Here is a 24,923-nt window from a genome sequence, read left to right as displayed (position 1 = left end):
CACCACGGCGGTCCGGATCAGTCGACCTGGATCACCAGCAGGGCCAGGTCGTCGTCCGGCGGGCCCTCGGCGAAGGCGTGGACGGCCCGCCTGATCCGGTCGGCCATCCCGGCGGCCGGAAGCCCGGCACAGCCGGCCAGGACCCGGGCGAGACCGTCGTCGTCGTCGAACATCAGCCGCCCCGAGCGGCGCTCGGTCACCCCGTCGGTGACGCAGAGAAGGCTGTCGCCGGGCGCCAGGTCGAAGCTCCGGCTCTCGTACGCCACGTCGTCGACGACCCCGAGCAACACCTGCGGCCCTACGGCCGGGCGTACGGAGCCGTCGGGGCGCAGCAGCAACGGGAGCGGGTGGCCGGCGCTCGCCACGGTGCAGCGCACACCGCCCTCCGGGAGCGGCACGAGGTCGCCGTACAACAGGGAGAGGAATCGGGACTGGGAGCCGTCCTGCGTCTGCTCACCGCCCTGGATCTGCTGGCCGCCGGCCGCCGCGACCATGAGCGCGGCGGCCTCGGCGGCCTCCATGGCGTCGTCCAGGAGGAGCCGGTTGAGCCGGTCGAGGACCTCGCCGACGCTGAACCCCTCCCTGGACAGCAGGCGCAGCCAGGGCCGGGCGAGTCCGGTGACGACGGCGGCTTCGGGACCGCTGCCCTGGACGTCCCCGAGCACGAAGCACCAGCGGTCGCCGGGGCACGGGAAGAGGTCGTAGAAGTCGCCGCCCACCACGCCGTCGTCCCCCGGCTCGTACACCAGGGCGCTGGTGACGCCGGGGATCTCGGCGACCTTGCTGGGCAGCAGGCCCCGCTGGAGGATGCGGCTGATGGTGGCCTGACGGGTGTAGGCGCGGGCGGCGCCCACGGCGAGACCGACCCGGCGTACGAAGTCCGCGAGGAGGGCGGCGACGTCGTCGGGGACGTGGTCGGCGCCCTCGCGGCCCACGAGGACGGCTCCGAGCGTACGTCCGCCCGAGATGATGCGGTGGGCGAGCACGGCGCCGGTGCCGTCCCCGCGCTCCGTCGTGACGCCTCCCGGCCACGGCATGGGTACGGGGCCCGTACCGACGCTTCCGGGCAGGCGGAGCGGCTCCTTCTCCAGTGCGGGCCGCAGCAGCTCGGCCCGTTCCTCGTCGCTGTGCCAGACCCCCGCGAGCCGGGGAGCCGCCGCCGGGCCGCCGCCCTCGCACTCCAGCCATATCGCACACCAGTCGGCGAGGCGGGGCACCAGGAGCCGGCCCGCCGTCGATGCCACCTGGTCCTCGTCGAGCTGGCCGGCGAGGAGGCCGGAGGCCTCGGCGAGGAAGGAGAGCCCGCCGTGCCCGGACCAGCCGCCGTCGTCCCGTGCGGTGCGCCCGGCCGAGGGTGCGAGGGCCCCGGCGGCGCGCGGACCCCGGCTGTGGGTGGCACCTTCGGCGGCCGGGACGTCGGGCAGTCCGTACCGGTCGTCGCCCGGGAGGCGGGCCCATACGGTCTTGAGGCCGGTGCGGTAGGTGATGCCCCAGGACTCGGCGAGGGTGGCGACGAGTTGCAGTCCCCGTCCGTATTCGGCGGGGTCGGGCCGCTCGTCGCGGTCGTCGCGCACCGAGCGGGCGGGATGGTGGTCGGTGATCTCCAGCACCAGGGCAGCGGGCTCGGGCCCTGCCGAGTCCTCCAGCCGGAGCAGCAGTTCGACGGCCGTACCGGCGTGCACGACCGCGTTGGTGACCAGCTCGCTGGTGACGGTCAGCGCGTCGTCGGTGAGCCGTTCACCGAACTCCCCGAGGGAGGGCAGGCCGAGCCCGGTCCAGTCGGCGAGCGCGGCCCGGACGAATCTGCGGGCCGCGGCCGAGGCCTGCGGGATTCCGGGCAGGCTGGTCCGGGCGGCCGGGAACGGCTCGCCGCCCTGTTCGGCGACGACGGTGCCGGGACGCCGGACGACGTCCCGCTGCAAGGGAATGGGCCCCACGGTGCGGCTCCTGACAGTCTCGCGAAACGCCGCTGACGTATCCCGACAGAGTGACAGACGGAGCGCACCCATAAGCGCCGAGTGACGGAAGTCGCCCGGAGCCGGGCGCAGAACGGGGCGGGGCCGGCGGGTGCTTCCGCACCCCCGGCCCCGCCTCGACCTGCCCCTCGGCTGTTACGCCTCGCGGGAGCCCGCGTACATGTCGTCGATGAGGTCCCGGTACTCGCGCTCGACGACCGGCCGCTTCAGCTTGAGGCTCGGGGTCAGCTCGCCGTGTTCGATGTCGAGGTCACGGGGCAGGAGCCGGAACTTCTTGATGGTCTGCCAGCGCTGCAGGCCTTCGTTGAGCGTCCGCACATAGCCCTCGATGAGCTCCACGGCCTGCGGGGACGCCACCACGTCGGCGTAGGGCTTGCCGCCCAGTCCGTTCTCCTGCGCCCAGCCGAGGATGGTCGGCTCGTCGAGCGCGATGAGGGCGGTGCAGAAGTTTCGGTCCGCGCCGTGCACCAGGATGTTGGAGACGAACGGGCAGACCGCCTTGAACTGGCCCTCGACCTCCGCCGGGGCGATGTACTTGCCGCCGGACGTCTTGATCAGGTCCTTCTTGCGGTCGGTGATCCGCAGGTAGCCGTCCTCGGAGAGCTCGCCGATGTCCCCGGTGTGGAACCAGCCGTCGGACTCCAGCACCTCGGCGGTCTTCTCGGGCAGCCGGTGGTAGCCCTCCATCAGGCCGGGGCCGCGCAGCAGGATCTCGCCGTCGTCGGCGATCCGGACCTCGGTGCCGGGGAGCGGCTTGCCGACGGTCCCGGTGCGGTAGGCGTCGCCCGGGTTGACGAAGGACGCGGCGCTGGACTCGGTGAGCCCGTAGCCCTCCAGGATGTGGATGCCGGCACCGGAGAAGAAGAGGCCGATGTCGGGGGCGAGGGCGGCCGAACCGGAGACGCAGGCGCGGAGGCGTCCGCCGAAGGCCTCACGGATCTTCGCGAAGACGAGGGTGTCGGCGACCTTGTGCTTGGCGCCGAGGGCGAACGGCACGGAGGCCTTGCCGGTGCGCCGGAAGTTGTCCTGCGACACCGTGGCGTACTCACGGGCGACGCCGGCCGCCCACTGGAAGATCTTGTACTTGGCGCCGCCGCCGGCCCGCGCCTTGGCCGCGACACCGTTGTAGACCTTCTCGAAGATGCGGGGAACGGCCGCCATGTAGGTCGGCTGGACCACCGGGAGGTTCTCGATGATCTTGTCCACGCGTCCGTCGACGGCCGTGACGTGACCGACCTCGATCTGGCCGGACGTGAGCACCTTGCCGAAGACGTGCGCGAGCGGGAGCCAGAGGTACTGGACGTCGTCCGCGGTGATCAGGCCGGTCGCGACCGTCGCCTTGGCCATGTACGACCAGTTGTCGTGCGGCAGCCGTACGCCCTTGGGGCGGCCGGTGGTGCCCGAGGTGTAGATCAGGGTCGCCAGCTGATCCGGCGTGATGGCGTCGACCCGGTCGGTGACCGCGTCGGGGTTCTTCACCAGGTGCTCGGCGCCCCGGGCCTCCAGGTCGGCCAACGTGAGGACCCAGCCCTCGGGGTCACCCTCCACGGGCTCGGCGCCGGCCGGATCGATGACGACCACATGCGCCAGGTCGGACAGCCCGGCCCTGTTCTCACGGGCCTTCGCCAACTGGGCCGCGTCCTCGGCGATCAGGACGCGGCTGTCGGAGTCGGCCAGGATGAAGGCGGACTCCTCGGTGTTCGTGGAGGGGTAGATCGTCGTGGTCGCCGCGCCCGCGCACATCACACCGAGGTCGGCGAGGATCCATTCGACGCGGGTGGAGGAGGCGAGCGCGACACGCTCCTCCGGCCGGACACCCAGAGCGATCAGTCCGGCCGCGATGGCGTGGACCCGCTCGGCGGCCTGTGCCCAGGTGAGCGACTTCCAATCGTCCGGGCCCTGACCCGAGGCTGCCGGCACCGGGTAGCGGTAGGCCTCCCCATCCGGTGTGGCCGCCACGCGGTCGATGAAGAGAGTCGCCACGGAGGGCGGTCGGCTATCGATCAAGGTCTGTGTGTCGCTCACGACGTCCTCCGGGCCTGCGGCATTGCTACGACCGGCTATGGGTGCTGTTGCTGGTGATTCCTGCTTCTCGTTCCCGCTCGGCCTGCTTGTTTAACTGGCGAGTAACTAACGGGTGGTGATCAGACTAGAGCGCGTGGGACCGTCGCGTAAGGGGCAACGGGCCGCCGCTTGATAACGAAGCGGGCCCCCGCACCGCGGGCGTCCGCGGCACAGGGGCCCGTTGGGCTACTCCCGGGTACGCCCGAGTACGTACTCCCGGGTGGACCCGTGCGGGGCAGGCCGGTGCTACTTCTTGGCCTTGCTCTCGCCGGCGGACTCGTCGGTCGACAGGACCGAGATGAACGCGTCCTGCGGCACCTCGACGTTGCCGACCATCTTCATCCGCTTCTTGCCTTCCTTCTGCTTCTCCAGCAGCTTCCGCTTACGGGAGATGTCACCGCCGTAGCACTTGGCGAGGACGTCCTTGCGGATGGCGCGGACGGTCTCGCGTGCGATGACCCGGGAGCCGATGGCGGCCTGGATCGGCACCTCGAAGTTCTGCCGGGGGATGAGCTTCTGCAGCTTGGCGACGAGCCGGACGCCGTACGCGTAGGCCTTGTCCTTGTGCGTGACCGCCGAGAAGGCGTCCACCTTGTCGCCGTGCAGCAGGATGTCGACCTTGACGAGCTGGGCGGACTGCTCGCCCGTGGGCTCGTAGTCGAGGGAGGCGTAGCCGCGGGTCTTGGACTTCAGCTGGTCGAAGAAGTCGAAGACGATCTCGGCGAGCGGCAGGGTGTAGCGGATCTCCACCCGGTCCTCGGAGAGGTAGTCCATGCCGAGCAGGGTGCCGCGCCGGTTCTGGCAGAGCTCCATGATCGCGCCGATGAACTCGCTGGGCGCCAGGACCGTGGCCCTGACGACCGGCTCGTGCACCTTGTCGATCTTGCCCTCGGGAAACTCGCTCGGGTTGGTGACGATGTGCTCCGTGCCGTCCTCCATCTCGACGCGGTAGACCACGTTGGGCGCGGTGGCGATGAGCTCGAGACCGAACTCCCGCTCCAGGCGCTCACGGATCACGTCGAGGTGCAGCAGACCGAGGAAGCCCACGCGGAAGCCGAAGCCGAGCGCGGCCGAGGTCTCCGGCTCGTACACCAGCGCGGCGTCGTTGAGCTGGAGCTTGTCCAGGGCCTCACGCAGGTCCGGGTAGTCGGAGCCGTCGAGGGGGTAGAGCCCCGAGAACACCATCGGCTTGGGGTCCTTGTAACCGCCCAGCGCCTCGGTCGCGCCCTTGTTCAGGGAGGTGATGGTGTCACCGACCTTGGACTGCCGGACGTCCTTCACACCGGTGATGATGTAGCCGACCTCACCCACGCCGATGCCGTCGGCCGGGGTCATCTCCGGGGAGGAGACACCGATCTCCAGCAGCTCGTGGGTGGCCCCCGTCGACATCATCCGGATGCGCTCGCGCTTGTTGAGCTGGCCGTCGACGACCCTGACGTAGGTGACGACACCGCGGTAGGCGTCGTAGACCGAGTCGAAGATCATCGCGCGGGCCGGGGCGTCCGCCTGGCCGATCGGGGCCGGGACGTCCCGGACGACCCGGTCGAGCAGCGCGTCCACGCCGATACCGGTCTTGGCGGAGACCTTCAGCACGTCCTCGGGCTGGCAGCCGATGAGGTTGGCCAGCTCCTCGGAGAACTTCTCGGGCTGCGCGGCCGGGAGGTCGATCTTGTTGAGCACGGGGACGATGGTGAGGTCGTTCTCCATCGCCAGGTAGAGGTTGGCCAGCGTCTGCGCCTCGATGCCCTGAGCGGCGTCGACCAGGAGGACGGTGCCCTCACAGGCGGCCAGGGAGCGGGAGACCTCGTAGGTGAAGTCCACGTGGCCCGGGGTGTCGATCATGTTGAGGATGTGGGTCGTGCCCTTGTCCTCACCCTCGTTGGGCGCCCACGGCAGACGTACCGCCTGGGACTTGATGGTGATGCCGCGCTCGCGCTCGATGTCCATCCGGTCGAGATACTGGGCGCGCATCTGCCGCTGGTCGACCACTCCCGTCAGCTGGAGCATCCGGTCGGCAAGGGTCGACTTGCCGTGGTCGATGTGCGCGATGATGCAGAAGTTGCGGATCAGCGCCGGGTCGGTACGGCTCGGCTCGGGCACGTTGGTAGGAGTCGCGGGCACGCAGGGTCCTGATTCTTGAGACGCCGGACGCCGTGTCTCGGGTCGAAGTCGGGTCGGACGGATCGATACGTAGCCTCCATGGTCCCACGCCTGCGGGGCCGGGGCCGGTTTGGGCCGGTGCGAGGGTGACTGCTACCGTGGGCAGCTGTGCCTCGTGGCCCTCAGAAGCGGCGTGGCGCACATAGAAGATCCAACGAACCTGAAAAGGCTCTTTCGTGGCGAACATCAAGTCCCAGATCAAGCGGAACAAGACGAACGAGAAGGCGCGCCTGCGCAACAAGGCCGTCAGGTCCTCGCTCAAGACCTCGATCCGCAAGGCCCGTGAGGCTGCCGCTGCCGGTGACGTCGAGAAGGCCACTGTGGCCGTCCGCGACGCTTCCCGCCAGCTCGACAAGGCTGTCTCGAAGGGCGTCATCCACAAGAACGCCGCCGCCAACAAGAAGTCGGCGCTGGCTCTCAAGGTTGCCGCCCTCCAGGGCTGAACCACTGATGTGATCGCCGGAACGGACTCAGCGGGCCCTCTCTCCCGCTCCTGACCGGCACCCCGCGCCGCACACCGAACCTGCGTTCGCCACGCGGGTGCGGCGCACCGAGCGTGAACCGAAGGCCCCGGCCAAGTCCTCCCCAGGACTACGGTCGGGGCCTTCGTGCGTGGGTGTGCGGTGGCGTGGGCGTGCGGTGCACGGGCAGCGGCGTGGGTGGATCGGGATCGCGGACACGGCCCCTCCTGGTCCCGGGCGGGCACGGGGCCGGGCGTTCGGCGCCCAGGCCGGGCGCGGGGCGCGCCACAGGTCGCTGCGCGGGGGTCAGCGTCCGCCGGAGCGTGCGGCGCGGGCGACGGCGACCACGGCCTTCTCCAGGGCGTACTCGGGGTCGTCCCCGCCGCCCTTGACACCGGCGTCCGCCGCCGCGACCGCGATCAGCGCCGCCGCCACCCCGTCCGGTGTCCAGCCGCGCATCTGCTGGCGGACCCGGTCGATCTTCCAGGGCGGCATGCCGAGCTCGCGGGCCAGGTCCGCGGGGCGTCCGCCCCGGGCCGAGGAGAGCTTGCCGATCGCCCGGACGCCCTGCGCGAGGGCGCTGGTGATCAGGACGGGAGCGACGCCGGTGGACAGCGACCAGCGCAGCGCCTCCAGCGCTTCCGCCGCCCGGCCCTCGACGGCACGGTCGGCGACGGTGAAGGAGGATGCCTCGGCCCGCCCCGTGTAGTAACGGCCTACGACCGCTTCGTCGACGGTGCCCTCGACATCCGCTGTCAGCTGCGAAACAGCGCTGGCCAGTTCGCGCAGGTCGCTGCCGATGGAGTCAACCAGGGCCTGGCACGCCTCCGGGGTGGCGGAGCGCCCGAGCGCCCGGAATTCCGACCGGACGAAGGACAGCCGCTCGGCCGGCTTGGTGGTCTTGGGGCACGCCACCTCGCGCGCCCCCGCCTTCCGCACGGCGTCCAGCAGTCCCTTGCCCTTGGCCCCGCCCGCGTGCAGGAGCACCAGGGTGATCTCCTCGGCGGGTGCCCCCAGGTACGCCTTGACGTCCTTGACGGTGTCGGCGGAGAGATCGTGAGCGTTGCGCACGATCACCACCTTCCGCTCGGCGAAGAGCGAGGGGCTGGTGAGCTCCGCGAGCGTGCCGGGCTGCAACTGGTCCGGAGTGAGGTCGCGGACGTCCGTGTCGGCGTCGGAGGCGCGGGCCGCGGCCACCACATGCTGCACGGCACGGTCCAGGAGCAGGTCCTCCTGGCCCACGGCGAGCGTGACGGGGGCGAGCGGGTCGTCGGTGGGGTTACGTCTGGTGGCCATCGCGGTCCAGCATCCCACGCCCCTGTGACAACGCCGTGGGGCAGCCGCCCCCGGGTAACTCCGGCCCGGGCATACCGGAGAATGTCCGGGTGAGCGATGTGAGACATGTGCTGGTCCTGCCCGACCGCGACACGGCCGAGGAGGTCGCCGGAGAGCTGTCGGAGCGGTTCGGCGTCTCCGAGGAGCCGCAGCTCGTCCGGGACGCCCTGGCCGGTGAGGACGACGCCGAGGACGCGCAGTGGCTCGTGGTGGTGGAGGACCCGGCCGGCCGCCTGGACTCCGCGGCACTCGACGCCTTCGCCACGGAGTACGAGGGGTGGCTGGAGGCACCGTAGAGGCAGGGTGCGCGGAGCCACGGGGTCCCTGGCCCACCGGCTGGGTACCGGCCCTGGTCAGGCGCGGCCGGGCACGGTCAGGCATCCGGGCACGGTCGGGCGTGACCGGCCGTGGTCAGCCCTTGGGGATGATCTGGATGTCCATCTCGATCTTGATGCTCGGGCCGACCACGGCGATGCCACGCGCCAGCATCGTCTGCCAGGTGAGCGTGAAGTCCTCGCGGTGCAGCTCGGTGGTCGCCCGGCAGGCCGCCCGGGTCTCGCCCTCCAGGCCGTTGCCCAGACCGAGGTACTGGGTGTCCAGCGTCACGGTGCGGCTCACACCGTGCAGGGTGAGCGCACCGGTGACACCCCAGCGGGTACCGCCGCGGTGGACGAAACGCTCGCTGTAGAACTCGAGGGTCGGGTAGCGCTCGACGTCGAGGAAGTCACCGGACCGCAGGTGGTCGTCGCGCATCTGGACGTTGGTGTCGATCGACGAGGCGTCGATGACGACGTGCATGGCGGAGTCCTCCATGCGGTCGCCGATCCGCACGGCTCCGGCGAAGGTGTTGAACCGGCCGTGGATGCGGGCCATGCCGATATGACGTGCGGTGAAGCCGATCTGGGTGTGCGACGGCTCGATCTCCCAGTCGCCCGGATCGGGGAGCTGCGGGGGCTGCGCCACCTGGAGCGAGATGTCGCCGAGGCTCGCGTGGTCGCCCTGAGAGACGGTGACCGGCCCGTGGAAGGGGGTGAACCCGTCGGCGGTGACGCCCAGGCGGTAGTCACCCCCGGGCACGGTGGCGACCACGTTCCCGAAGGGGTCCGTCTCACCGCTGACGACCTTGCGGCCTCCGCTGTCGGTGACGACGAATTCGGCCTGTCGGACGGGCTCGGACACGGGGTCCAGCACTCGGCAGCTCAGCATTCCGGCGTCGTGCGGTACCGGGAACCCGGCAAGGGCGCTGTTCTGCGCAGCACTGGACTTCGGTCTGCTGCCTAGCCAACAGCCGAACATGTGCACGTACTCCCCAGGGGCGGTTCTCACCTCGGGCCTGACAGCCGGACGTCGTTGTCGGAGCAGCGGCCCGCCGACGAATGGTCATTCGATCACCATCGTGACGTTCGAGGCAAACGCGGCAGCTCAGAGCGGGTTATGCCGAGCTGTGTGCTGCTGTACGCAGGTGGTACCGATGGTCCGCATTGACCGAGGGACCCATGACGGAGCCGTGCCCGTGCCCGTGCCCGTGCCCGTCACCCGGCCGGGGTCGCGCGCACCGCGGGCAGGCGGGTGAGCGCCAGACCGAAGTGGTCGCGGTAGGCGGCGAGCACTTCGGCGTCGTCGCCCAGCTCCGTCTCCTGCCGCTCGCCCCGCACGGTGGTGATCAGGGTGCGGCCGCGGAGCGTCACTCTGCCGTCCGTGGTGCGGCGGGAGCAGATGAGCGACCGTGAGAAGTGGGAATCCGGCGAGGTCCGGTGGTACCAGGAGCCGGCCCGGAAGTCCGCCAGCACGCGCGGCCGCAAGTCCAGACGGAACTGCTCCGAACCGTCGCGCAGCAGATCGAGGTCTCCCTGTGGCGCCTCCCGGAAGCGGAAACTGCCGCAGGGGTCCTCCTGTTCGACGCGGGCGTCCAGGCCGAGGGGGCGCAGGGCGTGGTCGCCGAAGCCGACATCGGCGAGCCACGGGCCCGTTCCGTCGTCGGTCTCCACGCGCAGTGCGACGTGGTCGTACGGAATGCCGAGGCGCCCTGCGTCGCCGAAGACCCGTGCCTGGAGCAGCGTGACGCGGAAGCCCAGCTCGCGCAGCAGTGCCGCGAAAGCGCCGTTGAGCTCGTAACAGAAGCCGCCCCGACGGTCCTTCACGATCTTGTCGACGAGCTTGTCCTCCTCCAGGACGATGTCCTGGCCGAGATGGATCGACAGGTTCTCGAAGGGCACGGTCATCAGGTGACGGAGCTGCAGCTCGCGCAGAGCCGAGGCGTCGGCACGGGCAGGCCGCGCCGCACCGATGCGTTCCAGATAGGCGTCCGCCCAGGCGGAGCCGGGCGCATGGACCGGTCGCGTCGCTTCCTCGCTCATCCCGGCAGTCTGTCGCGATGTGCCGGGCGGCGCCATGATCCGGTGGGCCTAGGACCGCCGACCGATGTGGTGGCTCCGGGCCGTGTCTAGCCTGTGGGCCATGGCGACACGAGAACCGGCACGCAGCCCGGAACAGCGCAAGCAGCACGTACTCGACCGTCTGGAGAAGGACGAGGACGTCTGGGTGGCTACGGCCTCTGCCGACGGTGTGCCGTGCCTGGTGCCTCTGTCGTTCGTGTGGGACAGGGGCACGCTGCTGCTGGCCACCCGGCGCAGCAATCCGACGGCGGTCAATCTGAGTCCCTCCGGACCGGTCAGGGCCACACTCGGGCACACCCGCGATGTGGTGCTGATCGAGGGGACGGCCGAGATCGTGGAGGGGGCGGACCTTCCCCCCGAGTCGGGTGACGCCTTCGCGGAGAAGCTCCACTGGGACGTGCGCGGACGCTCCGCGTGGGTGTATCTGCGCATCACGCCGCACACCGTCAAGGCGTGGCGGGAGTCGAACGAGCAGGCAGGACGCGATCTGATGCTCGACGGCACCTGGCTTGTCCGGTAGCGGAGGCCCGCCCGACCCCGGTGACCGGCTCCGCAGGAATCGGGGCCGGGCAAACGTCATGTTCATGACCGACCTGCCGCGCGGAGTCCCTTGCCGGCGCCTGTCACCGCGATCGCACCGTGGAGGTCGGTGCGCAGGACCTTCGCTCCCGTCGCTTCGAGTGTTTCGACCGTACGGGCCGCAGGATGACCGTACGGATTGTCTCTGCCGCAGCTGATCAGCGCGAGTCTCGGGCGTGCGCTGCGCAGGAGCGCCGCGTCCTGGTGGGCCGAGCCGTGGTGCGCGACCTTGAGCACGTCCACCCGGGGCAGGGCCGGATGGCCGCGCAGCACCCCCTGTTGGGCGGGGGGTTCGAGATCACCGAGGAGCAGGAGGGTCAGTCCGCCCGACCTGACGAGGAGCGTGACGCTGGAATCGTTCGGTTCCTCGGTCAGATGTGCCGAAGCCTCCCCTTGCGCGGCGGCCGCGGGCCAGAGCACTCGCCAGTCGAGGGGCCCCGTCCGGCGCCGCTCCCCCGGAACGGCGCGGACCATCGGGACTCGTGCCGCCGCGGCCGTTCGCCTCACGAAGGCCGCCTGCTCCGGCGGTTCGTCGAGGTGCGTCGTCTGGATCGCGCCGACCTCACGGCCGCTCAGAACACCGGGCAGGCCACGCACGTGGTCGGCGTGGAAGTGGGTGAGCAGCAACAGGGGCACACGGGTGACGCCCAGGTCACGCAGACACCTGTCCACGAGGCGGGGTTTAGGGCCGGTGTCCACGACCACCGCCGTGCCGTCGCCGGCGGCGAGGACCATGGCGTCCCCCTGCCCCACGTCGCAGAGCGCGAAGGCCCAGCCCGGCGGTGGCCATCCCGTCACGAACCGGGTGACGGGTACCGGTCTCAGCACCGCGAGCACCAGCAGGAGCGCGGCGGCCGAACAGACCCAGGGGTGACGGGCCAGGCGTCGGGCCGACAGCACCAGCAGGGCCGTGAGCACGGCCAGGAGGGCCGCACCGCGCCAGCCGCCCGGCCAGTCGACCTCAGCCCCGGGAAGCGCGGCCCCGGTCCGGGCCACGGACGCGATCCATCCGACGGGCAGACCTGCGATCTCTGCCAGTACGGCCGCCACCGGCATGGACACGGGGGCCACGGCCAGCGCGGCGAAACCCAGGACGGTCGCGGGCGCCACAGCGAATTCGGCCAGCAGGTTGCAGGGGATGGCCACCAGGCTGACGCGCGACGCGAGGACCACGACCACGGGAGCGCAGACCGCCTGAGCGGCTCCCGCGGCGGCCAGCACCTCGGCGAGCCGTCCCGGGACCCCGCGCCGCTGAAGGGCGTCGCTCCACTTCGGTGCGAGGGTGAGCAGCGCCCCGGTGGCGAGCACGGACAGCAGGAACCCGTAACTACGGGCCAGCCACGGGTCGTACAGCACCAGCAGCAGAACGGCGGCGGACAGTGCGGGAATCAGCGATCTGCGCCGGCCGGTCCCGATGGCGAGCAGGGTGATCAGGCCGCAGGCAGCCGCGCGCAGGACGCTCGGCTCGGGTCGGCAGACGATCACGAAGGCGAGCGCGATCCCGCCACCCGTCAGGGCGGTCAGGCGCAACGAGAGGCCCAGCCGGGGCGCCAGGCCGCGGCGCTCACTGCGCGACGCACTCCCCGGTGGGCCGATGAGGAGGAAGAGGAGGATCGACAGATTGGCGCCCGACACGGCCAGCAGGTGGGTGAGGTCGGTGGCTTTGAAAGCGTCCTGCAGGTCGGGCGGCACCCGTGAGGTGTCACCGACGACCAGCCCCGGCAGGAGTGCCCGGGCGTCGGCGTCGAGCCCGTCGGTGGCCTCGCGCAGACCGGAGCGCAGATCCCCTGCGGCACGCTGGAGGAGGGTGGGCCCTCCGAGGACCCGCGGCGGGCCGTCCGCCTCGGTGCGGAGTACGGCCGCGAAGCGTTCTCCCTCGTGACGTGGCGGCGCGAGCCGTCCGCTGATCCGGATGACCGTCGAGGGCAGCAGCCGCTGCCAAGCCACCCGCGCGTCGCCCGGGGTGACCATGACGAGGACCGGGGTGCGGAGCCTGGTGACCGCTCCGTCCGGGGCGGCCAGCCGGTCGACCTCCACGTCGAGAAGCAGGGATACGGGTGTGCTGCGGTCCCCCCTCACGCGTGGCCGGGTCTGCCGGGGATCGGACGTCACGGTCACGTCCGCCTCGATCCGCGTGTAGGACTCCGCCAGCCCGGGGACGGGACCCCTGCGGACATCCGCGGCGTGGAGCCCGGCAGCCGCCGCACCCGCTGCCGTGCAGAGCAGCACCCCGGCCGTGACCATGCCGAATGTCCCCGTACGCCGGGGTGGCCTCGCCGGTCCCGCCCCTCCGGGCACCGCACGCGCCACGCGTCGCGCTACGGCGGCGAGGCCCAGCCCGGCGCCTGCGCAGAGGATCGCCCCGGCCGCCACCCACCGGCCGGGCGCCGCCAGGGCCACGACGGCTGCCGCCCAGGCCGCCAGGGCGGGAGGGACCAGCCTCAGGTCCGCCGGCGCCTCCTGGCACGGGTCGGCGGCACCCCGCCGCCGTCCCGAATCCGTGTGGCCGTCCGTGCGGATGTCCGCTCCCTCCACCGCCTCGTTCATGGCCTGACCAGCGGTCGGATGTCGGCGAACCTGCGGTCCCCGATGCCGTTCACCTCACGGAGCTCGTCGACGGATCGGTAACCCCCGTGCTCGGTGCGGTAGTCGATGATGTGCTGGGCGAGCACCGGACCGACACCGGGCAGGGTTTCGAGCTGCTCGACGGTCGCCGTGCCGAGGCTCACCGGCGCCGCCGGTCCGGCCTGCCCCACCGCCGCTCCGCCCGCACCCGGTCCGCCCGCGGGTGGTGGCGCGGCGCCGACAAAGCCTACCGCGACCTGCTCGCCGTCCGTCAGGACACGCGCGCGGTTGAGCGCGGTGACGTCAGCGCCCGCACGGACGCCTCCCGCGGCGCGCAGCGCGTCCGCGACGCGGGAGCCGGCCGGCAGGTACTGGATTCCCGGCCGGTGCACCTTGCCGCTGACATCGACGACGATCCGCCCGCCGGGTGTGGCGCCGCTGCTCGATACCGCGCCCGGACCGGGTGTGAGGCCGGGCGGCCCGGCTTGCGGGGTCGCCGGCCCGCCCGCCTGGACCGCGGCGGCCTCCGTGACCCGGTCGGGAGCCCGGACCGGCTCGGGACGGGCCGACCAGAAGTGGGCCGTCGCCAGTACTGCGGCCCCGACCAGGACGACGGCGAGCGCGCCGAGCGCGCGTGGCTCCAGACCGCATCGCAGCTGCACCCACAGGGGTAACCGGTCCCTCAGGGCGGGCCCCGCCTCACGCCACCACCCCGACCGCGGCGGGGACCCGTCCGGCGCCGCGCCACGCGTCGGGAGGGACGGCCCGGCCGCAGGCACCGCCGTGGAGTCCGGATCAGACGTGGGCAACGGCTGGGTCACTGCCCAGGAGGGTGCGCCACGAGCCCGCCCTGGCGCTCCGGCCGCTCCAGGCACTCCGTACGCTCCTGGCGCTCCTGGCATGCCCGGCAGCACCGCTGCCGTGCCCGCGCCGCCCGCGCCGCCCGCGCCGCCCGAGTCGGAAGCCGCAGGGATCCGCGTGGGCGCCCGGTCGGCGGCCAGCAGGGCATCCGCCCGGAGCCGTGAGGCTTCAGCGATCCCGGCATCGGATCCGCGCCCCGTACGCCTCCGGCGCCCGTGCCGGGCGAGCGATACGGTGCCCGGCGAGGTACCGGCCGCTCCACCCGGTCGGACACCGGGGCCGGTCCTGGCGCGCCCCGTCGGGGCGGGTCCGTGTGCGGCGCGACGGGGCGCCCTATGGGTGGGAGGACGCCTGGGCGGGTCCATGGCGGCATGCACGGGCACATGCGCGGGCAGATCCGCGAGCCGGCGTGCGAGCGGATCCGTGGGACCGCCGTTCGGGCTCTGCCGTCCGAAAGCACGGCCGACTGTGGAAAGTGTTCGGGAGGTCATGCCTCACGACGCTAGACACTTCCGATGAAATCTGCCGAGCCGCCCCAATTACGGTGGACAACTCACCAGTTGTGGACAACCACGTCACTCGGAGGAGCGAGTTTCAGCGTGGTGCGACCACTGCTCCCAGCAACCCCGGCCCGGTGTGCGCCCCGATCACCGCGCCGACCTCACTCACATGCAGATCGACGAGCCCCGGCACCCGTCCCCGTAGCCGCTCCGCCAGCCGCTCGGCCCCGTCCGGAGCCGCCAGGTGGTGGACGGCGATGTCCACCGCACCCGTGCCGGCCCGCGCGGCGACGATCTCCTCGAGCCGCGCGATCGCCTTGGACGCCGTCCGCACCTTCTCCAGCATCTCGATCCGGCCGCCGTCGAGCTGGAGCAGCGGCTTGACCGCCAGAGCCGACCCCAGCAGCGCCTGGGCGGCGCCGATGCGCCCGCCTCGTCGCAGGTAGTCCAGCGTGTCGACGTAGAAGAAGGCCGATGTGCCGGCCGCCCGTTTCTCGGCCGCTGCGACGGCCTCGTCCAGATCGCCCCCCGCTTCGGCGGCCTCGGCCGCGGCGAGCGCGCAGAAGCCGAGAGCCATGGCGACCATGCCGGTGTCGACCACGCGCACCGGCACGGGGGCGTCCTTCGCCGCGAGCACGGCGGCGTCGTACGTACCGGAGAACTCGGCCGACAGATGGAGGGAGACGATGCCGGTGGCACCGCCCTCGGCCACGGCTCGGTAAGCGGCGGCAAAGACTTCAGGGCCGGGACGCGACGTGGTCACGGAGCGGCGCTTCTGCAGGGCTGACGCCAGCGACCGGGCCGAGATCTCCGTGCCTTCCTCCAGGGCCTGATCCCCCAGGACGACGGTCAGCGGCACCGCGGTGATGCCATGCCGTTCCATCGTCTGGGGCGGCAGGTAGGCCGTTGAATCGGTGACGATCGCGACATGGCGGGACATGAGCCGGAGATTACCTCCCGGGACGTGGACACGGCAGCCCGGGACCGGTCTGCTGATCGTTTCGGGTCGGTCCGCGAGCCGATGCGTGTCAGTTGGTGGTCTCCGGCCTGGCGGACTTCTGCCACGGATAGCCCGTGCGCGGCCCCGGGTCCGGCGGGGTGAGCGACGGGGGTGCCGGAGTCGCCTCGTCGGCCGGCCCGCTCCAGGTGTGCCCGGCAGCATCCCTCCGTGCCGGCGACTCCCCTTGTGCCGACGACTCCTCGGTCGTCCAGTGACGGAGGGCACCTGCCTCCAGGTCGATCTGCGCGTTCAGCGTGGCGAGATCGTCGTCGGCGAACTGCCTGGCCCGGTCGCGCGCCGCCCAGCGCAGCGACTCCGCCGAGTGCGTGATGCGCTCGGTGCGCTCCTTCAGACCGGGCAGCAGCGTGGCCACCGTCGCCCGGTCCGGCTCGCGCTCCAGCCGCTTGAGGTCGTTGTCGAGCTCGACGCCGTGTGCGCTCAGACGCTCGAAGAGCGCCAGCGACTCCGAGAGTGAGGCGTCTTCCGTGACCCCGTCGTTCAGCGCCTCCTGCGTGGCCCGCATCGACGTACGCAGTGTGAGCCTCAGGTGTGCCAGCTCCCCCGGCACACCGGGCTGACCGTAGCTCTTGGCCCGCAGGGTGGTGTCCTCCACGGAGCGGCGCGCCTGCGTGATCGTCCGGTCGACACCGCGCTTGGCCGCACGCACCGCCTTCACCCCGGCGTACACCCCGAGCACCATGAAGGCCACGAACAGCAGCGTCAGGATCAGGATCACGTCTTCCATGAACGCCCCTCGGTCGTCGAATCGGCAGCCCGCGTGCGGTCGCCCCTTCCACCGTAAACGGAACGGGCAGGCCGAGGGTTCCGCAGGAACCCCCGACCTGCCCCTAGGGGAAAGCCCTGGCGCACGCACGACCGCCAGGGCTCACCGTCACGCAGGGACGATGTTGACCAGCTTCGGTGCCCGCACGATCACCTTGCGGATCCCCGCCCCACCCAGCGCGGCGACGACGTTCTCGTCGGCCAGGGCCAGCGCCTCCAGCTCCTCGTCCGAGATCGAAGGGGAGATCTCCAGGCGGGCCTTGACCTTGCCCTTGACCTGCACCACACAGGTGACGGTCTCGTCCACGACGTACGCCGGGTCGGCGACCGGGAAGTCCTGGTGCACGACCGACTCGGTGTGGCCCAGCCTGCGCCACAGCTCCTCCGCCACGTGCGGCGCCAGCGGTGCGATCAGCAGCACCAGTCGCTCGGCGACCGACCGTGACAGCGGGCCGCCCGCCTTCGTCAGGTGGTTGTTCAGCTCGGTGACCTTGGCGATGGCGGTGTTGAACCGCATGGCGGCCATGTCCTGGCCCACCCCGTCGATGGCCTTGTGCAGCGCCCGCAGCGTCTCCTCGCCGGGCTCCGTGTCCACGACGGTGACCTCTCCGGTCTCCTCGTCGACGACGTTGCGCCACAGCCGCTGCAGCAGCCGGTACTGGCCCACCACGGCCCGGGTGTCCCAGGGACGCGAGACGTCCAGCGGCCCCATGGCCATCTCGTACAGCCGCAGGGTGTCCGCCCCGTACTCACCGCAGATCTCGTCGGGTGTGACGGCGTTCTTCAGGGACTTGCCCATCTTGCCCAGGACGCGGCTGACCTTCTCGCCGGCGTGGTAGAACGCCCCGTCACGCTCCTCGACCTCGGCGGCGGGGACCGCGATGCCGCGGCTGTCCCGGTAGACGAAGGCCTGGATCATGCCCTGGTTGTACAGCTTGTGGAACGGCTCGGCGGACGAGATGTGCCCCAGGTCGTGCAGCACCTTCGACCAGAAGCGGGCGTACAGCAGGTGCAGCACCGCGTGCTCGGCGCCACCGACGTACAGGTCGACACCGCCGGTCGGCTGCCCCTCACGCGGCCCCATCCAGTACTGCTCGATCGCCGGGTCGACCAGCCGCCGGTCGTTGTGCGGGTCCAGGTAACGCAGCTCGTACCAGCAGGAACCCGCCCAGTTCGGCATGGTGTTGGTCTCGCGACGGTACTTCCGCGGACCGGCGCCGTCGCCCAGGTCCAGGGTGACGTCCACCCAGTCGGCGTTCCGGGACAGCGGGGTCTCGGGCTCGGTGTCGGCGTCGTCCGGGTCGAAGGTGCGGGGCGAGTAGTCCTCGACCTCGGGCAGTTCCAGCGGCAGCATCGACTCGGGCAGCGGGTGGGCGATGCCCTCCTCGTCGTACACGATCGGGAAGGGCTCACCCCAGTAGCGCTGGCGGCTGAACAGCCAGTCCCGCAGCCGGAAGTTGACGGTTCCCTCGCCGACGCCGCGCGCCCGCATCCACTCGGTGATCTTCGCCTTGGCCTCGACGACGCCCAGGCCGTCCAGCGAGATCTCCTCGTTGGCGGAGTTGACCAGCTTCGCCTCGTACGAGGCGAACGCGTCCGCCCACGTCGAGGGGTCCAGGCCGCGGTCGTCCGACGGCTCGACGACACAGCGCATCGGCAGCTCGAAGGCGCGCGCGAATGCGAAGTCGCGCGAGTCGTGCGCCGGTACGGCCATGATCGCGCCGGTGCCGTAGCCCATCAGGACGTAGTCGGCGATGAAGACAGGGACCTTCTCGCCGCTGACCGGGTTGGTCGCGTAGGCGCCCGTGAAGACACCGGTCTTGTCCTTGGCCTCCGCCTGCCGTTCCACATCGGACTTGGCGGCGGCCTGCTTGCGGTACGCGGTGACAGCCTCGGCCGGGTTCGCGTGACCGCCGGTCCACACCGGGTGGGTGCCCTCGGGCCAGGCGGCGGGGATGATCCGCTCGACCAGCTCGTGTTCCGGTGCCAGCACCATGTAGGTGGCACCGAACAGGGTGTCCTGACGGGTGGTGAAGACGGTGATGTCACCGGCTCCGTCGACCGCGAAGTCGACGCGCGCGCCCTCGGAACGGCCGATCCAGTTGCGCTGCTGCAGCTTGATGGCCTCGGGCCAGTCCAGCCCGTCCAGGTCGTTCAGCAGCCGGTCCGCGTACGCGGTGATGCGCATGTTCCACTGGCGCAGCTTGGCCTTGAAGACCGGGAAGTTACCGCGTTCGGAGCGGCCGTCGGCCGTCACCTCTTCGTTGGCCAGTACGGTGCCCAGTCCGGGCGCCCAGTTGACGGGCGCGTCCGATGCGTACGCCAGGCGGTACTGCCCCAGGAGATCGGCGCGGTCCGCGGCGCTCAGCGCGCCCCACGCACGGCCGTCGGGGACCGGACGCTCACCGCTCTCGAACTGGGCGATCAGTTCGGCGATCGGCCTGGCCCGGTCGGCCTCGGTGTCGTACCAGGAGTTGAAGATCTGCAGGAAGATCCACTGGGTCCACTTGTAGTAGTCCGCGTCGATCGTCGCGAAGGAACGGCGCTTGTCGTGGCCCAGGCCCAGTCGGCGCAGCTGGACCTTCATGTTCTCCATGTTGGCCTCGGTGGACACCCGCGGGTGCGTGCCCGTCTGCACGGCGTACTGCTCCGCGGGCAGGCCGAAGGCGTCGAAGCCCAGGGTGTGCAGGACGTTGTGCCCGGTCATCCGCTGGTGACGGGCGTACACGTCGGTGGCGATGTAGCCGAGGGGGTGACCGACATGCAGCCCGGACCCCGAGGGGTAGGGGAACATGTCCATGATGAACTTCTTCGGCTTGGCGGCCCGCTCCGGGTCGCCCGCCAGATCACCGGTCGGGTTCGGTGCCTCGTACGTCCCCTCGGCGTCCCAGAAGTCCTGCCAGCGTGCCTCGATGTCGGCGGCCATCGCTGCCGTGTAGCGGTGCGGCGCGGCCACCTCGGCCGCGGTATTCGTCTCGCTCATGATCCTCAAAGCTCCATCGATCGTCATCTGCCGGCGCCCACGTCTACGGACACACGTCTACGGAAACGAAAAATCCCCTCGCACAGGAGGGGACGCCGCGCCGAGTCCGACCAGGCATTCTCACCGGTCGGGAATGATCAGCGCGGCTCGCTAAGCAGAAGGCGTACGGCACGCATGGCGTCAGGGTACCGCACGGGCCCGACACCCCGCCCGGGCGATGTCCGGCCGAACAGCGGCACGGGCCCCGCCGAGGGAACCGACAGAAGGTGATCCGCGCAGATCTTCCCCACCCCTGGAGCCCGTCCGCTGTTCAGCCGCACTCCACCCACGTTCGACCGACACGGTCGGCCTCGCGGAAACAACAAGAAGCGGGCCACCCGATCCGGATGACCCGCTTCTTCACTGTGGAGCTAAGGAGAATTGAACTCCTGACCTCCTGCATGCCATGCAGGCGCTCTACCAACTGAGCTATAGCCCCGTGCTCTCTGCCGCCCGGTTTCCCTGGCGACATCGAGAACATTACACGGTCCCCCCGGCCCATCAAAAATCGTTTCCGTTCCGCCCCGGTATGACCGGCGCGCAACGCCCTGACCAGCGACTGCTCCCTCGTGAACAGCCGGTCACAGGCGCTGTGTCAGGCGGTGGCGAACGAATAGAACCGCTTGAGGGTGCAGTGCTCCTCCAGGAGCCGGCCGTAGATGGGCTCCCCCTCGAGCTCCCGGTACGTCTCGATCGGGTCGCCCTTTATGATCAGCGCCCGCGCGCACTCCTCACACCAGTACTGGAACTCCGCGTTCACGGGGTCCATGTCCCGGACGATGGGCGTACCGCTGCCACACCAGTCACACTTCCGCCTGTGCGCACCCATCCGCTCAGCTCCGGGGCCGGCCGTAGGCCGTGCGCGTGGAGGAACCCTCTTGCGAGGAACAGGGGGAGCGGGTCGCGGTGGGGGTAGGGAGCGGGCCGGGGGCCCGTACGCGGCTCGCAGGCATCGCGCTCCCTCCCGATCGGTCCATCGCCCCCTCCGGCGGTCCGATTCTGCCATGGCGTCGCACGGAGGTCAGCCCGACGACCGCCCCGCTGCCCGCCTTTGTCGTCAGGGAAGGGCGTCGGCCCGGTCGGCCTACCTGCGAGGATGCCCCCGAAGCACGCCGTCGGCCCTTGTCCCAGGCGGGCCGGGGCAGTTGAGGCACTGTCGGCGCGAGCCATCGACCGGGTCCGGACAACCGTCAAAAAAATCCCGCCCCCTGCCGGGGACGGGATCTTGATTGTGGAGCTAAGGAGAATTGAACTCCTGACCTCCTGCATGCCATGCAGGCGCTCTACCAACTGAGCTATAGCCCCGCTGTCCGCTGTGTTTCCCTGCGTTTCCGCGCTGCGAACAAGAAGAACTTTAGCCTGCGACAAGCCGGAAAGTGAAATCCGGCCCCAGCCGCACGGAGGAGCCGTCCGGTTGCCCGCTAGTCGTCGTCCCCGAGCACCGCTTCAGGGAGCGTCCCGGCGTTGTGCTCGAGCAGGCGCCACCCCCGCGCGCCCTCTCCGAGCACGGACCAGCAGCAGTTGGAGAGCCCGCCGAGCCCCTCCCAGTGGTGGGCTTCCAGCCCGAGCAGACGGCCGATGGTCGTCCGGATCGTGCCGCCGTGGCTCACGACGACGAGCGTGCCCGCGTCGGGCAGCTTGTCGGCATGCTCCAGCACGACGGGAGCGGCCCGGTCGGCCACCTCGGTCTCCAGCTCGCCACCACCCCTGCGGACGGGCTCACCGCGCTTCCACGCGGCGTACTGCTCGCCGTACTGCCCGACGATCTCCTCGTGCGTGAGGCCCTGCCAGGCACCCGCGTACGTCTCGCGGAGCGCGGGATCGTGTGTGACGCCGAGGCCGGTGACCGATACCAGCTCGGCTGCCGTGGCCGCCGCCCGCCGCAGGTCGGACGCCACGATCGCGTCCGGGCGCAGGGAGGCGAGCAGCCTGGCGGCACGGCGTGCCTGGCCGACACCGGTCTCGGTCAGCTCGATGTCCGTGGTGCCCTGGAAACGGCGCTCCAGATTCCATGCCGTCTGGCCGTGCCGCCAGAGGACGATCTTGCGGCCCCTGCCGCTCCCGCTGCCGTTCAGCTCTGGTCACCTTCCGTGCCGCCGGTGAGCTGGGCGTGCTCCTCGGCCTTGCCCCGGGTCTTGATCGCGTCCTCGGGGAGGGCGATCTCGGGGCAGTCCTTCCACAGGCGTTCGAGGGCGTAGAACACGCGCTCCTCGCTGTGCTGGACGTGGATCACGATGTCGACGTAGTCGAGGAGGATCCAGCGGGCGTCGCGGTCGCCCTCACGGCGTACCGGCTTGGCGCCGAGCTCCTTCTGCAGCCGCTCCTCGATCTCGTCGACGATCGACTTGACCTGGCGGTCGTTGGGAGCCGAGGCCAGCAGGAAGGCGTCGGTGATCGACAGCACGTCGCTGACGTCGTAGGCGATGATGTCGTGCGCGAGCCGGTCGGCCGCGGCCTGGGCGGCGGCGTTGATGAGCTCGATGGAGCGGTCCGTGGCGGTCACATGCAGGCTTTCGTCGGCGGTCAGATCGACCTCTAGGGTCTCACGGACCGCCGACAGCCCTTACGACCTCGTCAGCCCTGCTGCTCAGGGAGCTCGTAGTCCTGCCCGATGACCACGGACACATCGGCGTTCGCCGCGGGCTTGCCCTTCTCCACAGAGGACTCCGGCAGGCCCAGGGTCTTGGCGACCTCGACCGCCTTCGCCTTGTCCTCCGCGGCCCCGTAGACCACCTGGGACGACGCGGCCGCGTCCGCCTTGCCACCGTCGACGAAGGCGTAGCCGCCGTTGACGAGCTGGATCCTGGCGGACTCCGTACCGCTCGCGTCCCCTGTGGCGTTTTTGATGCCGACACGCACCGCCGCACCCTGCTCCGGGGCCTTCACCTTGCCGCCCAGGACGTCCTTGACCACGCTCTCGGTGGCCTTCTCGGTGAGGGTTCCGTCGCTCTGGACCGGGAGGAGCTCGGTCTTGTAGTCGCCCACCTTGGCGTGCCCGGCGAGCTTCGCCAGTGAGGCGCCCAGGTCCTGCTCCGGCAGGGACGGGTCCAGGATCTGCGCGAGGGTCTCGACGGTGACGGTCGCCGCCTTGGGGTCCTCCGACAGCTTGCGCAGCACGCTGCGCATCACCTGCCCGAAGCGCATCAGCTGCTTGGCCTCCTGCTCGCCCTCGCCCTGGTAGGTGGCGTACGCCACAGCCATCGGGCCGCTCAGCGTCTGCGCTTCTCCCCTGTTCACGAGCGGCGAGGCGCCCTTCTTGGCATCGGGCACATCCGTGTCCGTGTCGACCTCGATGTTGCCGACGAGCTCCACGAGGTTCTCGAGGTACGGGGTGTCGAGCCGCCAGGTGCCGCTGATGCTGGTGCCGAGCAGGGTGTCGATCGACTCGCGGGTGCCGGTGGACCCGTCGTCGTCGACGGACTCGCCGAGGGTGGTGGTGGACCCGTCGTCCGCGGCCACCGCCAGCGAGTTGGGGAGCAGGACGGTGGTCCCCTGCTCGGTGGTGACGTTGTCGACGAGCAGCGCCGTGGAGGTGCCGCCCTTCTTGGTGTTGTGCAGATGGACGACGATGACGTCACGCTTCTGCGGACCCGTCGCCGTGGCGTTCCGCTCGTCCGCGCCGGAGACTCCCGGGATCTTTCCCGCGAACCAGAGGTAGCCCGCGCCGCCGACGACCACGAGAACCACGACGACTATGAGTGCGACCATCCGGTTGTGCCCGCGCCGGCGCGCTTCCTCGCGCCGCTCGCTCCGGCTCTCGGTGAATTTCAGCCAGTCGATGACGTCTTCGGAGTCCTCGTCGGGCTCCTCTATGAAGGAGAACTGCTCGGTTCCGTAGTCGCCGTCGGAACGGCGTGGCCCGGGAACACCGGCGCCGGTCTCCGGTTCGGGCCCGGAGACCGGCTCGGGTTCGGGTTCGCGCCGCTGCTCAGGAACCGGCGGTGCGGCAGCCGGGGCGGCAGGGGCCTGGGGCGCCTGCCACTGGTGGGTGGAGTCGTCCACTGCGGGCTGCCGGCCCGTGTCGTAGCCGTACGCGCCGTGACCGCCGTCGGCGTACCCGGTCTCGCCGTACCCGTAGCCCTGCTGCGTCGGCTGCGCCTGCTGCTGGGTGTGCCGGCCGGCGTACGGGTCGTACTGCTGCTGCGGCTGGGCGTACGGGTCGTATCCGTAGCCCTGCTGCGGCTGCCCGTCCTGCGGCTGCGGTTGCTGCTGGGCGTACGGGTCGTACTGCTGCTGCCCCTGCTGCTGATAGACCGGCTGCCCGTACTCGTCGTAGCCGATGATCTGCGGCTGCTGGTACGGGTCGTACGGGTTCTGTCGGTCGTTCACAGGTGCCCCTCTCCGTGGCTCATTCGCCGCGGTACAGCTGGCGCTTGTCGATGTAGCGGACGACACCGTCCGGCACCAGGTACCAGACCGGCTCCCCCTGCGCGACCCTCGCGCGGCAGTCCGTGGACGAGATCGCCAGTGCGGGCACCTCCACCAGCGAGACTCCGCCCTCGGGCAGCCCGTCGTCCGTCAGCACGTGACCCGGCCGGGTCACACCGATGAAGTGGGAGAGCGAGAACAGTTCCTCGGCGTCCCGCCAGGTCAGGATCTGGGACAGGGCGTCGGCGCCGGTGATGAAGAAGAGGTCGGCGTCGCCATGGACCGTGCGCAGATCCCGCAGGGTATCGATCGTGTACGTCGGTCCACCGCGGTCGATGTCGCTGCGGCTGACCGAGAACTGCGGGTTGGACGCGGTCGCGATGACCGTCATCAGGTATCGGTCCTCGGCGGGCGAGACCTGCTTGTGGCTCTTCTGCCAGGGCTGCCCGGTCGGGACGAAGATGACCTCGTCGAGGTGGAAGTGGGCGGCCACTTCACTGGCCGCCACCAGGTGTCCGTGATGGATCGGGTCGAATGTCCCGCCCATCACGCCGAGTCGGCGCTTGCCGCGGCCGGTAGGCACTTCCTGCTCTCCCATGCGTGCAGACCCTACTGGTACAGCTGTTCGCTTCTGCCTCAGCGGTCGCGGTTGAAGCTGATGGTGATCCACAGCAGGAGCATCAGGCCGACGAACGCGCCGATGCCGGTGAGGTACGGACTGAGGCTTTCGTGGTTACCACCCTGCTCGCCTTCGGAGGCGAGGGTGACCAGCTGGTGCGCGGTGCTCGAGAGGCTCATCTTCTGCAGGACCTATCCATCGGGAATCAGGAGGGAGACGTCGCGCACATCGTAT

20 protein-coding genes and 2 tRNA genes are annotated in these 24,923 nt (G+C 70.7%); 3 read left to right on the top strand and 19 right to left on the bottom strand.

The features are described from left to right. Positions 1-17: 17 nt before the first annotated feature. From ABT001_RS15370 to lepA, 3 genes are all read right to left on the bottom strand, one after another. On the bottom strand, positions 18-1,937 hold the full coding sequence (locus ABT001_RS15370) for a SpoIIE family protein phosphatase (RefSeq protein WP_351276995.1): 1,920 nt from the start codon (positions 1,935-1,937) through the stop codon (positions 18-20). Positions 1,938-2,111: 174 nt separating this feature from the next. Beyond that, entirely contained in the window at positions 2,112-4,001 is a 1,890-nt protein-coding gene (locus ABT001_RS15365; RefSeq protein ID WP_351276993.1) for an AMP-dependent synthetase/ligase, read from the bottom strand. Between the two features lie 285 nt (positions 4,002-4,286). Then, positions 4,287-6,161, bottom strand: coding sequence for a translation elongation factor 4 (gene lepA, locus ABT001_RS15360; RefSeq protein WP_351276991.1), 1,875 nt, complete (start codon positions 6,159-6,161; stop codon positions 4,287-4,289). A gap of 215 nt (positions 6,162-6,376) precedes the next feature. Here lepA and rpsT point away from each other — a divergent pair, with 215 nt between their 5' ends. Beyond that, entirely contained in the window at positions 6,377-6,643 is a 267-nt protein-coding gene (gene rpsT, locus ABT001_RS15355; protein WP_351276988.1) for a 30S ribosomal protein S20, read from the top strand. A 324-nt stretch (positions 6,644-6,967) separates the two neighbouring features. Here the strand turns inward: rpsT and holA are convergent, their stop codons facing one another. Further along, positions 6,968-7,957, bottom strand: coding sequence for a DNA polymerase III subunit delta (gene holA / locus ABT001_RS15350; RefSeq protein WP_351276986.1), 990 nt, complete (start codon positions 7,955-7,957; stop codon positions 6,968-6,970). A gap of 89 nt (positions 7,958-8,046) precedes the next feature. Between holA and ABT001_RS15345 the strand changes: the two genes are divergently transcribed. Continuing rightward, a complete protein-coding gene (locus tag ABT001_RS15345; protein ID WP_351276983.1) occupies positions 8,047-8,292 on the top strand; it encodes a hypothetical protein in 246 nt (81 codons plus the stop codon). A 115-nt stretch (positions 8,293-8,407) separates the two neighbouring features. Here the strand turns inward: ABT001_RS15345 and ABT001_RS15340 are convergent, their stop codons facing one another. Next, positions 8,408-9,292 (bottom strand): YceI family protein, encoded by an 885-nt coding sequence (locus tag ABT001_RS15340; RefSeq protein WP_351276981.1) that lies wholly within the window; start codon positions 9,290-9,292, stop codon positions 8,408-8,410. Positions 9,293-9,528: 236 nt separating this feature from the next. Beyond that, positions 9,529-10,353 (bottom strand): arylamine N-acetyltransferase family protein, encoded by an 825-nt coding sequence (locus tag ABT001_RS15335; protein ID WP_351276978.1) that lies wholly within the window; start codon positions 10,351-10,353, stop codon positions 9,529-9,531. A 100-nt stretch (positions 10,354-10,453) separates the two neighbouring features. Here ABT001_RS15335 and ABT001_RS15330 point away from each other — a divergent pair, with 100 nt between their 5' ends. Next, complete coding sequence (locus ABT001_RS15330; RefSeq protein WP_351276976.1) at positions 10,454-10,912, top strand: pyridoxamine 5'-phosphate oxidase family protein; 459 nt, start codon at positions 10,454-10,456, stop codon at positions 10,910-10,912. 62 nt (positions 10,913-10,974) lie between these two features. Here the strand turns inward: ABT001_RS15330 and ABT001_RS15325 are convergent, their stop codons facing one another. The 13 genes from ABT001_RS15325 to ABT001_RS15265 all read right to left on the bottom strand — a co-directional run bounded on the left by ABT001_RS15325 (position 10,975) and on the right by ABT001_RS15265 (position 24,868). Next, positions 10,975-13,518 carry a ComEC/Rec2 family competence protein gene (locus tag ABT001_RS15325; RefSeq protein ID WP_351276973.1) on the bottom strand — a complete coding sequence of 848 codons (2,544 nt, stop codon included), beginning with the start codon at positions 13,516-13,518 and terminating at the stop codon, positions 10,975-10,977. Further along, positions 13,515-14,198 carry a ComEA family DNA-binding protein gene (locus ABT001_RS15320; protein WP_351276970.1) on the bottom strand — a complete coding sequence of 228 codons (684 nt, stop codon included), beginning with the start codon at positions 14,196-14,198 and terminating at the stop codon, positions 13,515-13,517. Before ABT001_RS15320 ends, ABT001_RS15325 begins: the two co-directional genes overlap by 4 nt. A gap of 793 nt (positions 14,199-14,991) precedes the next feature. Continuing rightward, positions 14,992-15,837: a DegV family protein gene (locus ABT001_RS15315; RefSeq protein ID WP_351276968.1), complete on the bottom strand. Its 846-nt coding sequence runs from the start codon at positions 15,835-15,837 to the stop codon at positions 14,992-14,994. An 88-nt stretch (positions 15,838-15,925) separates the two neighbouring features. Continuing rightward, entirely contained in the window at positions 15,926-16,642 is a 717-nt protein-coding gene (locus tag ABT001_RS15310) for a hypothetical protein (RefSeq protein ID WP_351276965.1), read from the bottom strand. Positions 16,643-16,789: 147 nt separating this feature from the next. After that, entirely contained in the window at positions 16,790-19,663 is a 2,874-nt protein-coding gene (leuS, locus tag ABT001_RS15305) for a leucine--tRNA ligase (RefSeq protein WP_351276963.1), read from the bottom strand. Positions 19,664-20,068: 405 nt separating this feature from the next. Continuing rightward, a tRNA-Ala gene (locus ABT001_RS15300) sits at positions 20,069-20,141 on the bottom strand. Between the two features lie 156 nt (positions 20,142-20,297). Beyond that, the gene (locus tag ABT001_RS15295) at positions 20,298-20,531 is read right to left on the bottom strand and encodes a hypothetical protein (RefSeq protein ID WP_033305681.1); all 234 of its coding nucleotides are present in this window, start codon (positions 20,529-20,531) and stop codon (positions 20,298-20,300) included. Between the two features lie 403 nt (positions 20,532-20,934). Beyond that, a tRNA-Ala gene (locus ABT001_RS15290) sits at positions 20,935-21,007 on the bottom strand. A gap of 116 nt (positions 21,008-21,123) precedes the next feature. Next, complete coding sequence (locus ABT001_RS15285) at positions 21,124-21,777, bottom strand: histidine phosphatase family protein (protein WP_351277214.1); 654 nt, start codon at positions 21,775-21,777, stop codon at positions 21,124-21,126. Then, on the bottom strand, positions 21,774-22,205 hold the full coding sequence (gene rsfS, locus ABT001_RS15280) for a ribosome silencing factor (protein WP_351276959.1): 432 nt from the start codon (positions 22,203-22,205) through the stop codon (positions 21,774-21,776). Before rsfS ends, ABT001_RS15285 begins: the two co-directional genes overlap by 4 nt. Before the next feature lie 71 nt (positions 22,206-22,276). Beyond that, positions 22,277-24,031: an LCP family protein gene (locus ABT001_RS15275; RefSeq protein WP_351276956.1), complete on the bottom strand. Its 1,755-nt coding sequence runs from the start codon at positions 24,029-24,031 to the stop codon at positions 22,277-22,279. A gap of 19 nt (positions 24,032-24,050) precedes the next feature. Further along, entirely contained in the window at positions 24,051-24,668 is a 618-nt protein-coding gene (gene nadD, locus ABT001_RS15270; protein WP_351276953.1) for a nicotinate-nucleotide adenylyltransferase, read from the bottom strand. A 38-nt stretch (positions 24,669-24,706) separates the two neighbouring features. Further along, the gene (locus tag ABT001_RS15265) at positions 24,707-24,868 is read right to left on the bottom strand and encodes a hypothetical protein (protein WP_351276951.1); all 162 of its coding nucleotides are present in this window, start codon (positions 24,866-24,868) and stop codon (positions 24,707-24,709) included. Positions 24,869-24,923 lie beyond the last annotated feature (55 nt).

This window comes from Streptomyces sp. NPDC002793, assembly GCF_040295485.1.
Lineage (GTDB): Bacteria > Actinomycetota > Actinomycetes > Streptomycetales > Streptomycetaceae > Streptomyces.
This window is presented reverse-complemented; position numbering and strand designations above follow the sequence as displayed.